Below are 13,984 nucleotides of genomic sequence, written 5' to 3'. Positions count from 1 at the left end.
GTTAGGCCTCGCTCACGTTGATCGACTCGCCTGTCCAGCCCGCTTCGATGTCCCAGCCCGTGGTAAAGAGGGTCTCCTGGTCGCCGTAACCCACGCGCAGATTCTGCAGTGTGCCGGAGCCCCCCTCGCCGCCGCCGGCGAAGTCGACGACGCTCGTCCCTGGGCCGGCCCAGTTGAACTCACAGTCCGAGAGGGTCAGGTTCCCGCCCGAGACCGGGACCTGCACGCCGTGCTGGCTGGTCCCGTCGGTGCCGGCCGGTGCAGCCGCGGTCGCCTCGAAGTACGAGCCCTGTACCGCGCTGTTGTCCGGGCCGACCCTGACGGCGGCCGTGCCGGTGTTGACGAAACTGCAGTCCTCGACGACGGCGCGGCCGTTACCGGACCCGGCTGGGTCGGAGACGTCCAGCGCCACGTTCGCGAAGGCGGCGAAATGACAGCTCTTGACCCACAGCAGCCCCGCGTGACTCTCCTGGGCGTACACGCCCATCGACTCCGAGGATTCGACGGAGCCGTCGGGGAAGTTCACGTTCAGCAGGTGGACGCTCGCGTCGGCGACGGCGCCCACTTCCCAGCGTGACTGGGCCTGCCCGCTTGCGCCCGTGACGGTGATGTTCTCGATTCGGACGGTGCCGCCAGTCGCGGTGATGGTCGGCGTGACCGTCGTCTCGGCGTCCTCGGGCCGCTGGAACTCGACGCCGTCGGCCGACCCGACGAGCGCAGCGTTCGCGTACTCCCCACCCAGCCCGGCGCCGGTGTAGCTGTAGGTCCCCGCCGGAATCTGGACCTCGACGCCGTCGGCGAGGTGGGTCTCCAGATACGAGTCGATGGAGTCACCGTCGGTTAATCCCTCGTTACCGAGGTCGACGACCGTCTCGGTGTTCGACTGAGCCGACGCCACGCCACCCGCACCGAGTGCCAGGCTCGCGGCACCCGCCGCCCGAAGGACCGCCCGTCGACTGGTATGGTGTGCCTTACCCGCGTCGCCACCGGTATCATCTCGTGCCATATCGCGGTAGGACAGAGCTATACAAATAGTATTTCTGACCATTTGGCGCCGGAACGATACAGTTTGGCCACGTCTCCTTTCCACCACCCGGAGATGACTCTTCAGTTACGTACCGGTTGTTTCGATTTTCGATAAGTGATATATACGTAACATGTCCGGGGAAATAGTCAATACTGGACCGTAGGAACGCCTTACCATCGGAACCGAATACCTGTAACTGGGAGAGCAGGTCTGCCGGTTCCGGGACGCGGACCGGAGCTCACCGACGCCTGTCACAGTTCAGCCGTTCTCCGGCGCAGTTGCTCCCCGCGGGTCGACTGTGTAAAAAACCACACCGAGGGTGTCGCCGGTCTAGAGGCTCATCCGCCAGACGGTCGTCCCGGCCGAGGCCAGGTCGGCCTTGTCGGCGGCGGCGACGATTATCTGGTTCTCGCCGGGTTCGACACCGAGCGCCTCCTCGAACTCCCCGTCGTCGACGTCGGCGATGACCCGCTCGACGGGCGTCTTGATGACGACTTTCACGCCGGTCGTCTCGCCGGAGACGACGATGTCGTTACCGCGGAACTGGGTGTCGACGCGCAGCGCGGGACTGCGGTCGGGCTCGTTGAGCGCCTGTTCGCGGTAGCGCTCGTGGACGAACTCCGGGGTCTCCACTGGGGTGCCCGCGCTGACACAGTGTGCGAGTCGGATGTACTGGGCCATCGCCCAGGCCAGCGGGGTCGCCCCGCCGGTCCCCTGGCCGAACTCCCAGTTGTAGTCGGTCTCGTGCTCGCGGTCCCACACCTGCTCGGGAATCATCCGGCCGGAGTTGGCAAACTGCTCCATCGCCCGCAGCGCGACCGTCGGCTCGAGGGTCGGCTCGTCGAGCCTGAGCTCGTACTCGCCGCGTTCACCGGTCAGGAGGGGCCACAGCCGGCCTTTCCCCTTGTGCTCGACGGACCACGGCGCGCCGGGGTCCTCGCGTCCTCGCTCACCGTAGCCGTCGCCGTTGTAGCGGTAAAAGCCCGGGGCGTCCTCGACGTCGACGCGGATGGTGTCGTCGACCTCGACGACGCTGTTTGCCATTACCTCGTCGTCCGCCGGTTTGATACCGAGTCGGACCAGGTCGAGGAAGCCGTGGTCGATGATGTTGCGCTCGTCCAGCGTCGGCCCGTTGTTGGCCAGCGTCCGCAGGTGGCCGGCCTCGGGGTTGCCGTCCCGCGTGATGCGGGTGTAGTAGGGCGTGTTCTGGTGCTGGTCGGTCCCCGTCTCCGTGGCCGTCCAGTCCTCGACGTTGTTCGCCCAGTGGTCGGCCAGCGCGAGCCATACCAGGGCGTCTGCTTCGTTGCCCTCGTCCAGCGCGAGCTTGGCCGCACAGGCCAGCCCGGATATCTCGGCGGCGATAGAGGACGGCGAGAAGCCGGCCTCCTCTTCCCAGCGCTCCTGGGCCGTCTGTGGCCCGTTGCGCGCGACGTAGTCGGCCGACCGCCGGAGGTTCTCGTAGCTGTAACTGACGTCGTCGAAGGTGATGCCGTCCTCGGCGAGGTGGTAGGCCATCACCTGTGGGTAGGAGATGTTGTCCATCTGCTCGCCGCCCCAGCGGGTGGTCCCGTTCACGTAGGTGTTCTGCGGGATGAAGCCGGCCTCGTCCTGCTGGAACTCGTAGATGTACTCCAGTTGCTGGGCCGCGATGTCGAGTGCCCCGACGGTGTCGAACGCGGTAAAGACCTGGTAGAGGTCACGCGACCAGACGAAGTTGTAGCCGTAGTTCTTCGGTTCGCCGGCGTACACCGCGTCGCCCCACGGCACCGACGGCGAGGCGATGGAGGCGCCGTGGTAGGTCTTGTCCTCGACCGCCATCAGCGTCATGATGGCGGTGCGGTACTGGTTGGCAAGGTTCGGATGGCCCTCGACCGAGTCGGGCAGCTCCTTGTCCGCGAGGTACTCCCCCCAGCTGGCCGCGTAGGCCCCTCTGACCGTCTCGAAGCCGCGGTCGAGGGCCCCGTCGGCCTCACCGAGCGCGGCCGCGGTGTCGGCCTGCCGGGCGAAGCCGAGCGCGACCGTCTCCTCGGCAGTCTCGCCGGTGCCCAGACGCCCGATGAGGACGATGTTCTCCCCGTCGACAGACTCTGTCGGCTCGGGCAGTTCACCCTGCGTGTAGAGGGCGTCCAGTCGTTCGCTGCCGGCCGCGCCGACCGTCGCCCAGTCGAAGCGGCCCTCGGCAGCCATCGCCATCGCGACCGAGAGGGCGTCGCCGTTCTCGTCGACCAGCAACTCGTTGTGGGTCTCGGCCGTGTAGGCCTCCGGGTTGCGGGCGACGAGGTGGAACTTCCCTTCCTCCCCGTACCGGAGCCCGCGGTCGACGCTGTTCGTACTCGTCAGCGCGATGTTTGCGGCCGAGAAGACGTCGTAGCTGTGGTCGTCCTCCGCGGTGAACTCGACGTTCGCGAGGATTGCGTCGTGTTCGGGGTCCGTCGCGTAGTCGACGGTCAGCTCCCAGGCGTGGCCCTGGCCGTCCCCCGTCTCCGTGAAGATGTGACGGAAGAGCAAGGCGTCGTCCTCGGCGGGTTCGACGCGGCGCTCGATGGTGTCGGTGTTGCGCCGGTCCTCCTTGTGGGTCCGGACCGCGTAGTCGGACTCGTCGTTACACCGGATGATGAAATCCAGCGTCCGAAGGTTCAGGAGGTCGACCTGTGGGAACCGAGCCTCGGTCAGAGCGCCCTCGGTGAGGGTGAACCAGACGCGCGATGGGTCCTGTTCGGCGTGGTCGGCGACGGTGCCGATGCCGAACTTCTCCCCGGTCGTCCAGGTCGGCATCTCGTCGGGTGCCTCTGTCGTGGAGGAGGTGGTCGGCAGGGAGTTGAGGTCGTCGAGCAGGGCGGTCGCGTGGAGCCGGATGGCGTGTGACCAGCCAAGCGGCGTCGCGCTGTCGAGCTCGCCCGAGTCGAAGGCCTGCTCGGCCAGATAGCCCGCGTCGGTCGCCATCGGACCGTCGTCGGCGATGAGTTCGTAGAGGTCGCTGCTCCGGTTGAGGTAGGCGTCGCCGTTCTCGCCGCGCTCGTTCAGCATGACGCCGACCTGGGCGGCCGAAACCGCTCCGATACCGGTCGTCACCGACCATATCTTCTCGCCGTCCTGCTCTTGCATCCGCCAGCGGTCGCCCTCGTAGCGGATGAGCCCCGCCAGCTGGCTATGGGGCGGGTTCCGGAACAGGGTGTCGAGCGTCGTGCTGACGTGGTTGGCGAGCCGCTGGACGTGCTCGTCAGTCAGTTCGGTGTCCTCGACGGCGTCGTACGCGCGGAAGGCGTCCGTGAGCTTCAGCGCCGCGGCGTCGATTCGGTGGTCGACGTCGCCGTCGGTCAGGCGCATCACGTACACGCCCATCTCCTCGTCCCAGAGCTCCTCCAGCCCGTCCATGACGCGGTCGGCGCCGTGGAGGCTGCGCTCTTTGATCTGGTTGGTCATGGGGGCCTGCGCGACCGCCGCGAAGGCCTCGATGTAGGCCGCTGCCGTGTGGGCGAACTGCCCGACGGAGTCCTCCCAGACGTTCTGACACTCGGAGGGCAGCCCGTTGTCGGCCACGTCGCGAGTGAGCGCGTCGACCGCTTCGACGATGGTGTCCCGAATCTGGACGGTTAGCGAGTCGCTCAGCCGACCGTGCCGGGTGCTGAGCAGGTTCGCGAGGAACGCCGTCACCGTCGCGGTCTGGTCCCCCTGATACTCCGGCGACTCGTCGTTGTGCTCGACGTTCGCGTTCGCCCATCCGGGCGCGAGCGACCCGTCAGTGGCCCACACGCGGTGGGGCCAGGTGCCGTCGGCGAGCTGGCGCTCACAGAGGAACTGCGCGCTCTCTTCGAGGATGTCGTCGGTCTCGATATCGAGCCGGTCGCTTGCCTCCAGCAGGTGTCGCGAGACCGAGGCGTCGTCACGGAACCAGACGAATCCGTACCCGCCGGAGTTCTCGTAGAACGGGTCGAACTCGGGGGCGGCGATGTGCCCGCCCGACGGCGACGACAGCAGGTCCATCACCCGAAGGTCCGTCCGGAGGCTGTCGGCGCGGGGCAGCGAGTCGGGCACCTCGATGCGGGTCCGCTCGCGGGCCGACTCCCGCAGGTCCGACGCCGTCGAATGTGACTGTGCACAGATGCTCACGTCGGCCATCGCCTGCTGGCGGTCGACCTCCGTGTGGTCCGACAGCTGTGTGATAAGCGTCGTGCTGTTGGAGCGTCCGACCGCTTCCAGTGGGGCCGTCACGACGAAGTCACCGGTCAGGCGGGTCTGGTCACGCCGTTCGGTCCCCCGTCGGCGCGGGAAGTAGATGGGGTCGTCGTCGAGTATCTCGCCCAGTCGCTCGGGCCGCTGCCCGTGGACCTCGTCCAGTCCCGTCGAAGCGGTGATGTAGTCGTGTTCCTGGCGGTGGTAGACCTCCAGCACACGCGAGTTATCGGGGCCGCCGTCCTCGTGGATGAGCGCGCCGACACCGGTGTCTTTCCCCTCCGGTGCCATCGTCGCGAAGGCGACGAGTTTCGCGCCCTGCGGGACGGTCCCGCGCACTTCAACGTGTGTCGCGTGGGCGCGCCCGAGTGTCAGGTCGTACTGGTGGACGGTGAAACTGCCAGCGTCGTACTCGGTCTCCACCAGGCGGGTGTCTCGGTAGTAGTGTTGCCTGATAGTGTCCAGGTCGCTGAACCAGCGTGTCTCGTCGCCGATCTGGATGCCCAGCTGCGAGCGGTCGATACCATACAGTCCGGATAGCGAATCGGAGTAATCCCGCAACGAACCGTGCTCCCCGATATGTACCAGGCGGTCCCCATGCCCCGAGAACGAGCCGCCGACCGTCTTGCTCTCCTCGGGGAAGCGCTCACCACGAGCTTTTTTGTACTCGTTGAGCGCTGTCGTAAGTCGCATAGCTACCACAAGACAACGCTCTCAATAAATCCCTGCGATTTCGTACAATGCTGCAGCCCGATCTGCTGGCGGGGGCAGGGGTCTGAACACCCCGTCCCAATCGCTTACTCGCGTCGCGATTCGGTCACTATACGAGGCTGTCTGCCGGCAGCACGACGGCACTGTCGACCGTGACGGCCGCCCCATCGGCACCGACGTCCTCGTCGGCGACGATGTCGTGGTTGGACGCCTCCTCGGGGACCGCCACCGTCGCCGGCTCCTCGCCGAAGTTCAGCACGACGACGGCGGCTTCTTCCTCGGTCGCACGGGCGTAGGCGACGACGCGGTCGTCCCAGCCCTCCTCGACCGCGTAGTCGACGCGGTAGAGCTCCCCGTCGGCCGACAGCGCCGGGGTCTGTTTGCGCACGTCGGCGAGCGAACTGAAGAACTCGCGCATCTCGTCGTCGGCGTGGTCCCACGCCAGGTCGTCGCGACGGCCTCGCTGGCCGAACTCCTGGCCGGCGTAGACCATCGGTGCGCCGGGCAGCGTGAACGTCGCGGCCGCGGCCGCCTCGGCCGCTTCCTTGCCGTAGTCCACGATGTAACGCGTCTCGTCGTGGTTCTCGGCGTACACCATGAACGAGGCGTGGTCCGGGAAGCCGGCCTCGGTACGCTCGTCGATGGCGTCGAGGACCAGTTCGGCGTCCTGGCCGCCCCCGACCTGGCGCAAGGAGAAGTACAGCGTCGAGTCGAAGTGCATGTCGAACAGGCCGGCCTGGAAGTCCGCGATGTACGGGATGGTCTCGTCCAGCAGCAGGAAGTCGTCGTCGGCGTCGTTGCAGCTGTCGTGGATCTCCCGCCAGAAGTTGTTCGGGACCGCCCACGCCATGTCACAGCGGAAGCCATCGACCAGTGGCTGCCACTTCTCGACGGCGTCCAGCAGGTATCGGCGCACCGGCAGGTGCGAGAAGTTGAAGTTCGCGATATGCTCCCACTCGAAGTACGTCTCGGGCTCGGTGTCGCCGCGCCACTCGTACCACTCCCGATACTCGCTTTCCTTGTCGTTGACGGCGGCCTGGAAGTGCGGGTGGGTGCGCGCGGAGTGGTTACAGACCAGGTCGAACAGGACGTTGATGCCCCGCTCGTGGGCCGCGTCGATGAACCGCTCGTAGTCCTCTCGCGTGCCCAGGTCGTCCGCGATTGAGAGGAAGTCCACGATGTTGTAGCCGTGGGGCGCGTGGTCGTTCTGGAGCACCGGCGTGAGCCAGATGGTGTCCACCCCGAGAGAGTCGATGTAGTCGAGGCGGTCGACGATAGCGTCGAACGCCTCGCCCTCCTCGCCGCCGAAGGTGCGGATGTAAATCTCGTAGATGACCGACTCCTCGGCCCACTCGGGCGGGTGGTATGGCTGGTTCGTGGTGACGGTCTGGCCCGTCTGGACGGCGGTGCCGCCGTCGGTCGCGAGCTCTTCTTCGTCTCGCTCGAACTCCGCGGCATCTGCGACACTGTACCCGTCCTCGCCGATTGCGACCGCGTGGACGCGCAGTCGGTCGCCGACGGCCGAAAGTGGTACCCGCAGTTCGCGGTCGCCGACTGTCACGGCGCTCGGGTCGACGTCGTCGCGGTCGTCTACCAGGAACTCGACCGCCAGGTCGTCGGCCGTCTCCGTCGCGTTCGGGTGGGGCTGGGGGTCGGCCTCGACGACGGCGTCGTCGCCCTCGACGACCGGCGTCAGCGTCAGGCGTGGGCGGCCGCCCTCGCCTTTCTCGCGCGTGGCGAGTTCGCCGTAGCTGCCCGAGCCGCTCCGGCCGCCGCTGACGCCACCGGAGACGCCGCCACTGACCTGTCCGCTCCGGCGACCGGAGAACCCGGAGCCCGAGGCCCCCCCAACACCGGCAGGGGAGAGCGCGCTGGGGAACGCCCGCACGGTGAGGCGGTGCCGGCCGTCGGGCGCAGTGAGCTCGGCGACGTAGGTGCCCGGCACGTCCGGGACCAGCTGCTCGACGGGCTCGTCGCCGACGGTCGCGTCGGAGTCCTCGGGAGTCTGTACGAGCTGCCACCTGTAGGTCGCCGATGGGTCGGGGTCACGCGGTGCGAGTTCTATCTCGTCACCGGCGGCCACGAACCGTGGCGGTCCAGGGTGATGCATATATGTATCTCTGCGATTAGGAGTGTCTTGGGCCTTGCGGTGACCACTCGCTTCTCACATGAGATATTTCTGGTTAGTGAGTCTAGAGGTGTCCCGGAATTTGCCCCTATCGACCACGTGGGACGGCGTGAAACCTCTCGTTACAGGTCAGTTGGGCGACCATACTGCCCTGACCTCCAGGGGACGCCCCGCGAGAGGAAACCACAAGCCACACCACTGACCCAGACGGTCGTCAACGCATGTCACCGACTGTCGACGAACTACGAAACGAAATCAGGACCGCGGTCGGCCGGTTCGAGCGCCCCGAGTCGACGGCGTTCACCAAGGAGTCCCTGGCCGCAATCTGTGGGGCCGTGGGCTACGATATCCACACGGACAGGTTCCCGTCGAAACCCCAGATGCGGGCCGGCATCCTTTCGGCTATCGGCGAACTGGAGACCGACGACCCCGAGCAGACACAGACCGCCTTCCGCAAAGCGCAACTCGAAGCCGTCGCTGCCGCGCTCGTGGAGTCGAGTTAGCGGCTACTCGTGGCCCCGTTCTCTGACGCCCTCACGTATCCTCCTCGCGCGCTTGCGCACCCGGGTGACGTACCGGGTCACCTTCTCCGGTTTCTCCCCGTAGTACGACGCCACCCAGTTCTCGTCGATGTCGGGCTGGGTCATGAAGTACGCGACCAGTGTGTCCCGGCCGGCCTGGATGATTTTCGGCGGGACACCCCGATGGCCAGTACCGTCCTCCTGAAACCCGTTGACGTCGAAGTAGACGTCGGCGTACAGCGACGCGCTGTCGGGGTCCTCGAACTCGATACCCCGGTGGTGGGGAGCCTCGAACCGGTAGACTGTCTCGCCGTCGGAGCCGCTCGCCTCGACGATTCGCACGTCGAGGATGTGCGTTCGATACATCGATTCGGTGCCGTCTGTGCCGTCAGTCTGGTGGTGGCTTCGTGACATTGTCTGCGTGTGGGTCGGTCTGTGTGCTACGCCTCGCTCCGCCGAAACCAGACACCGACCAGCAGGGCGACCGCGCCCACGACCAGCGCCGGTGAGAGCGGGCCGCTTCCGCCGGAGGCCGTCGCCGAGCCGTTCGCGGCTCCCTGTCCGTCGGTGGGCTCGGGACCAGTGCTGGTGGTCGGCGTATCTGGTTCGGTCGTCGGGGTCTCGTCGCTCACCTGGGCGGGCTGGAACGACTCTCCATCGTCGTCGTCGAACTGCCGCGGCTCGACGCCAACCGCCAGGTCGCCGGGGGTCCCGCCGGCTATCTCGACCGTCGCGAGCTGTATGTCGGCCGCACCGGGCTCGACGACGTCGTTCACGTCGGCCGCTTCGACTGTGACGGTGGTGCCGTCCTCGCTGTACGCCGGTGCCGTTGTCAGTCCGAACTGGTCGGGGTAGCTGGCGTTGACCACGCGAGCCCCCTCTGGCGACTGTACCGTGAGGTCGAGATAGTAGCCCGAGAGGCCGTTCGGGGCCGACGTGAGTACCACGCCGACTGTAGTGTTTCCGCCGGAAGTCGTCGTCCCGTCGGTGACTCTGACTCCGGGGTCGTCGGTCTGTGCCGCAGCGCCGGCGCCCGACACTGCCGCGAGAACCACAACGGCGACGAGCACGGCTGTGAGGGTCGGTATCGGCTGTCGATGTGTCATGTGGGGTTGGAACAAATAGTGATGTTCAGACGCCGGTCCAACTGTCTGTGGCCCTCTCAGTTGACGTCCTCGTAGAGGTCGACGACGTCGTCGAAGTCCAGCCGACCGTTCTCGTTGAAGTCGTAGGCGGTCTTGTTCAGGCGGACGCTGTCGCGGTCGAAGTTCTCGAACAGGAGCTGGATGTCCGCGTAGTCCAGTCGCCCGTTGCCGTTGAGGTCCTCGTAGCGCCCGTCGTCGTCGGGGTCAGTGGGGGTGGCGTCGCCATCGACCGGCGGCGGGCCGGTGACCAGCACGCCCTCGCGGGCCTCGGCGTCTATCGCCGAGCCGGCGTCGTCGTCCATCTGGTCGACCTCGACGGTGATATCCGTCGTTCCGGTGCCATCGCCACGCACTGTCAGTGTCGCGAGGATGACGTCGAGGCCACCTGCGCCAATTTCGTCCTCGGTGTCCGTGACGCGGATGGTCGCGCTGTCGCCGTCGTCGCTGACGGTTGCTTCGGTGAGCCCGAGTGCCTCAGGGAACGACACCCCGGTTATCGTTGCCACGTCGGGGTCACTCACCGAGACGGTGATGCGGGCACCCGAAAAGCCCGACGGGAGCGCGGAGGCCGAGAGCGCCGCGGTCCCCGTCGCGCCGTTGCCGACTGCGACGGCGTCGACGTCGACCAGCACGTCGGGCTGGAAGACGTAGAGCCCGTCGTTGGGGTACGAGCGGGCGGGGCCGCCAAAGCCGTCCTCACAGCAGATGACGCGGCCGTCACGCATCGTGTAGACGTTGTCGATGTTGCGCAGGGCGTCGTCGGCGTCGGCGGGGCTGTCGGTGAAGTCCGGCCCGGTGATGACCGGTTCGAGCGTCGAGACGTTGTAGTCCCGTTCGAGCTCCGCGCGGTAGACGACGCCGCCGTCGACGCGGTCCAGCTGGATGTCGCCCTCGTCGTTCGCAAGGTCGTCGTTGAACTCAGAGATGCCGAAGTAGACGAAGTCGCCGGGCTCGGAGTCGTCGACAGAGTCGACGCCTTCGGCCTTGTTGAACTCGACGGAGGCGCCGATCTCCTTCGCGGCGGCGCGGGTCTCGATGAAGGGAACGCGGCGGAGCTCCTCGTCGACGCTGTCGGGGCCGTCGGCCTCGTACTGCCGGGCCCACTCGACTATCTCCTCGTTCGTGACGTAGTTCTGGTTACCGTTCGCTATGACCGCCCTGTCGGCCTCTTCGAGGGCCGTTGCGAGGTCTTCGGTCCAGTCGGTCTCGGCGTGGGTATCGAGATAGTCTTCCTGGGTGATATCGTCGTACTCGGCAATCCACGATTCTATCTCGCCGTTCGTGGCGTGGCCGAGTTCCAGCCACTCGACTTCCAGCGGTGTCTGGGCCGGGGAGTTTCGCTCGCCGGCCTCCGAGGCGTTGGCCGCATCGTTCGTTATCTTGGGTGCGTACAGCGTGCCCGCGATGTCGTCGGTGTCGTCGTAGCTCGGGATGGGCTCGTCGGCGACGAACTTGTAGATACCCTTGCTGTCGCCGTCGGAACAGCCGTAGACGGTCTGCTCGTCGCCCTGGATGTCCGGCGCCTCCCACGAGGCCCGCCCCATCACGTAGTATTTGACCGCTTCGGGCTCGTCGGCCGCCGGGTCGCGGAAGTCGACGTGGTAGCCGTACCGGTAGGGGTTCGGGTAGACGTCGCCGATGGGGTTCGTCGTGTTGGTCCCGTTGTCGTCGGCCTGATCGACCCGGTCTGCGCCGAGGTAGTAGGCGAGGAACTCGACGCCGTCGAGCGCCCAGTACCCCTGGATGAACCCGGCGTCGTCGAAGTACTCCTCGGCGGCGCTCTGAATCTCGGTCGGGTTCGGTCGGTTCCAGAACTGGCAGCCACCGATGAGACCCTTCCCGCTCTCTGCCTCCACGATATCGCTGACTGTCGCCGTCAGCGAGACGCGTGCGTGGGCATAGTTCTCCTCGGAGGATATCATCGTCCCCCACGGGCTCAGGTCGCCGTAGCAGTTGATTCGGGTCCCGCCCAGCTCCCGCAGGGAGTCGGTGTTCGCGAGGTTCATCGCGTCGTCGAGGTCGGCGTGCCACTCGCCCGCCCCGTCCTGGCTGATGAACACCCGCGTGACGTTGCCGGGGCTGTTCTCCCAGTTGGTGAACAGGTACCCCTCCGTCCCCGCGTCGTTCGTCGGGACGAACTGGTTGCAGTCCGGGTTGGTGGCCGGGCCGCCGTACTGGGTTCCGGCGAAGTTGTCCATGGTGATATCGGTTCCGTCGGGCGTCTGGACGACGCCGAGGCGCTCGCTCCCGTCGCCGATGGGCTCGCGGCCCTGGAACAGTGTCTCGTAGTCGCCGCTCTCGGAGCGAACCTCCCGCTGTTTCTCCTCTGTGTCCGGGATGCCCACTTCGGTGAAATCGTCGTTGCTCCCGTCGAACTCGAACTGGAAGCCGCTGAAGTAGCCGACCGACGCCCGACCGTAGGGCTCGGGGTTCTCCTCGCTGGGGTGCTGGAGGCTGTACAGCAGCCCGCCATCCTCGAAGACGAACGGGCCCGTCACCTCGGCCCCGTAGGCGGTCGTCAGGAACCGTTTCAGTGACCCCTGGACGCTGGGCGCGCCCGGCGTGTCGCTCTCAGGGACTTCGTCACCGCTGGCCAGCCCGACCGCGCTGGCCCCCAGTGCCGCTGCCACCGACGATGCAAGCAGATTCCGTCGAGTCAAATCGACCATGCGGGTGGACGGAGAGTTGTACCACCAAAGACATTTTATATTATTGATATTTAGCCGAACAAAATACTGGAACCAATGGTGCGTGAACCACTCTCAATCGGAAACCTGGCGATTCTACGGTGTGGTACGGACGCTCCGTGGTGGTACGTACCTGAATTACAAGGCCTCACCATCGCTAACTGTTTTGCCACCCCGACTGGTACCGCCCGACGTGAAGTCACATGACTGACAGATTGGGCGACCGAACGGCACTGATAACGGGGGCGTCGTCCGGCATCGGCCGGGCAATCGCGTTGCGGTTCGCGGAGGCGGGCGCGGACATCGTCGTCGCGGACATCCGCGAGGACCCCCGCGAGGGCGGTGACCCGACCCACGAGCGTATCGAGACAGAGACCGACCAGCGAGCCGCGTTTGTCGAGACTGACGTCTCCGTCGTCGGGGACATAGAAGTTGCCGTGGCGACTGCGACCGACGTGTTCGGGGGGCTCGACGTGATGGTCAACAACGCGGGCGTGTTCACGGCCAGTGCGCCAATCGAGACGGTCGACGAGGCGGACTACGACTGGCTCATGGATATCAACCTGAAGGGGGTGTACTTCGGGAGCAAACTCGCTGCTGACGTAATGCGCGACGATGGCGGTGGCAGCATCGTCAACCTCTCCTCGGTCGCGGGGCTCGTGGGCTACCCTGGCGCGTCGACCTACTGCGCCTCGAAGGGCGGTATCACGAACCTCACACGGGAACTCGCGCTCGAACTCGGGCCCGACGGCATCCGTGTCAACGCTATCAACCCCGGGGTAATCGAGACGGCGATGACGACGGAAGACGAGGTGATTGCTGGGACGATGGAGGAAGGGATACCGCTTCGCCGGGACGGCCAGCCCGGCGACGTGGCCGACGCCGCACTCTTCCTCGCCAGCGACGAGTCGTCGTACGTCACCGGCCACAACCTCGTCGTCGACGGGGGGTACACCGCGCAGTAGTCACGTCAGCGTGAGGACGATGAAGATACCGATGACGAACTCGTTGACCACCCACGCGTTGTCGGTCATCCAGTCTCGCGCTTTCGGGAGGAACCGCTCGGCGCGCTCGCCCAGCGCCAGCACCGTCAGTGAGGGGAGCGCGAGTAGACCGAGTGTCACGAACAGAAAGCCTGCCGCGTCGACCAGCGGTGCGCCCTCACTGGAGAGGCTCGTGCCGACGGCGATAGACGTGAGAAGGTCCGTGGGAAAGAACCCCAACAGCAGGAAGCCAAGCCGGAAGGAGAACCGTGGGTTCGCCCCGGTCAACTTCCCCATCCACGCGGGTGGTTCGGCGGTCTCTCGGGTACGGTAGACGTTGACAGCCACGACGAGGAGCACGACGAGGACCACCCAGGTAAGCGACGTGTTCGAGGCCCCGGCCGACCGCGTCCCGGTCGCGAGGAAGTACGCTGCCGCCACGACGAGGCTGATAGCGAGGGCCGCGCCAGTGACGTAGGCCGCCGAGTTGCGCCGCCACTGGTCGCTCGTCGCGAGGAAGATGGCGCTGAGAAACTGCGGACCCGCGACCATGACGACCGCCAGCGGGAGGACGGTGAGCAGGCTCATGACAGACGGCGGCCCGGCTCC

At 66.4% G+C, this 13,984-nt stretch carries 9 protein-coding genes; 2 read left to right on the top strand and 7 right to left on the bottom strand.

Going from position 1 to position 13,984, the window contains the following annotated elements; all coding sequences use genetic code 11:
* Position 1 precedes the first annotated feature (1 nt).
* From EGD98_RS19650 to malA, 3 genes are all read right to left on the bottom strand, one after another.
* Positions 2 to 1,006 (bottom strand): hypothetical protein, encoded by a 1,005-nt coding sequence (locus tag EGD98_RS19650; RefSeq protein ID WP_220590058.1) that lies wholly within the window; start codon positions 1,004 to 1,006, stop codon positions 2 to 4.
* A gap of 351 nt (positions 1,007 to 1,357) precedes the next feature.
* Positions 1,358 to 5,893, bottom strand: a complete 4,536-nt coding sequence (locus tag EGD98_RS19645) for a DUF7997 domain-containing protein (RefSeq protein ID WP_220590057.1) — start codon at positions 5,891 to 5,893, stop codon at positions 1,358 to 1,360.
* 127 nt (positions 5,894 to 6,020) lie between these two features.
* Positions 6,021 to 8,021, bottom strand: a complete 2,001-nt coding sequence (malA, locus tag EGD98_RS19640; RefSeq protein ID WP_220590056.1) for an alpha-amylase MalA — start codon at positions 8,019 to 8,021, stop codon at positions 6,021 to 6,023.
* Between the two features lie 239 nt (positions 8,022 to 8,260).
* On the opposite strand from malA, the gene EGD98_RS19635 reads away from it, so the two are divergent.
* Positions 8,261 to 8,542, top strand: coding sequence for a hypothetical protein (locus EGD98_RS19635; protein WP_220590055.1), 282 nt, complete (start codon positions 8,261 to 8,263; stop codon positions 8,540 to 8,542).
* Between the two features lie 3 nt (positions 8,543 to 8,545).
* Here the strand turns inward: EGD98_RS19635 and EGD98_RS19630 are convergent, their stop codons facing one another.
* Genes EGD98_RS19630 through EGD98_RS19620 form a run of 3 tightly spaced genes read right to left on the bottom strand, consistent with a single transcriptional unit; the run spans position 8,546 to position 12,374 of the window.
* A complete protein-coding gene (locus EGD98_RS19630; RefSeq protein ID WP_236039677.1) occupies positions 8,546 to 8,974 on the bottom strand; it encodes a hypothetical protein in 429 nt (142 codons plus the stop codon).
* 26 nt (positions 8,975 to 9,000) lie between these two features.
* The gene (locus tag EGD98_RS19625; RefSeq protein WP_220590054.1) at positions 9,001 to 9,666 is read right to left on the bottom strand and encodes a cell surface protein; all 666 of its coding nucleotides are present in this window, start codon (positions 9,664 to 9,666) and stop codon (positions 9,001 to 9,003) included.
* A 56-nt stretch (positions 9,667 to 9,722) separates the two neighbouring features.
* A complete protein-coding gene (locus EGD98_RS19620; protein WP_220590053.1) occupies positions 9,723 to 12,374 on the bottom strand; it encodes an alkaline phosphatase PhoX in 2,652 nt (883 codons plus the stop codon).
* Positions 12,375 to 12,595: 221 nt separating this feature from the next.
* Between EGD98_RS19620 and EGD98_RS19615 the strand changes: the two genes are divergently transcribed.
* A complete protein-coding gene (locus EGD98_RS19615) occupies positions 12,596 to 13,357 on the top strand; it encodes an SDR family oxidoreductase (RefSeq protein WP_220590052.1) in 762 nt (253 codons plus the stop codon).
* Here EGD98_RS19615 and EGD98_RS19610 read toward each other — a convergent pair whose 3' ends face one another.
* Positions 13,358 to 13,963, bottom strand: a complete 606-nt coding sequence (locus EGD98_RS19610; protein WP_220590051.1) for a GAP family protein — start codon at positions 13,961 to 13,963, stop codon at positions 13,358 to 13,360. It lies immediately after the preceding gene.
* Positions 13,964 to 13,984 lie beyond the last annotated feature (21 nt).

This window comes from Haloarcula salinisoli (assembly GCF_019599405.1).
Taxonomy (GTDB): domain Archaea; phylum Halobacteriota; class Halobacteria; order Halobacteriales; family Haloarculaceae; genus Haloarcula; species Haloarcula salinisoli.
This window is presented reverse-complemented; position numbering and strand designations above follow the sequence as displayed.

What these genes read in the sequence shown, in the direction of transcription:
- EGD98_RS19620 (WP_220590053.1), bottom strand. Translation starts at nt 12,374, where the DNA reads ATGGTCGATTTGACTCGACGGAATCTGCTTGCATCGTCGGTGGCAGCG.
- EGD98_RS19630 (WP_236039677.1), bottom strand. Translation starts at nt 8,974, where the DNA reads ATGTCACGAAGCCACCACCAGACTGACGGCACAGACGGCACCGAATCG.
- EGD98_RS19610 (WP_220590051.1), bottom strand. Translation starts at nt 13,963, where the DNA reads ATGAGCCTGCTCACCGTCCTCCCGCTGGCGGTCGTCATGGTCGCGGGT.
- EGD98_RS19650 (WP_220590058.1), bottom strand. Translation starts at nt 1,006, where the DNA reads ATGGCACGAGATGATACCGGTGGCGACGCGGGTAAGGCACACCATACC.
- EGD98_RS19635 (WP_220590055.1), top strand. Translation starts at nt 8,261, where the DNA reads ATGTCACCGACTGTCGACGAACTACGAAACGAAATCAGGACCGCGGTC.
- EGD98_RS19615 (WP_220590052.1), top strand. Translation starts at nt 12,596, where the DNA reads ATGACTGACAGATTGGGCGACCGAACGGCACTGATAACGGGGGCGTCG.
- EGD98_RS19645 (WP_220590057.1), bottom strand. Translation starts at nt 5,893, where the DNA reads ATGCGACTTACGACAGCGCTCAACGAGTACAAAAAAGCTCGTGGTGAG.
- malA (WP_220590056.1), bottom strand. Translation starts at nt 8,021, where the DNA reads ATGCATCACCCTGGACCGCCACGGTTCGTGGCCGCCGGTGACGAGATA.
- EGD98_RS19625 (WP_220590054.1), bottom strand. Translation starts at nt 9,666, where the DNA reads ATGACACATCGACAGCCGATACCGACCCTCACAGCCGTGCTCGTCGCC.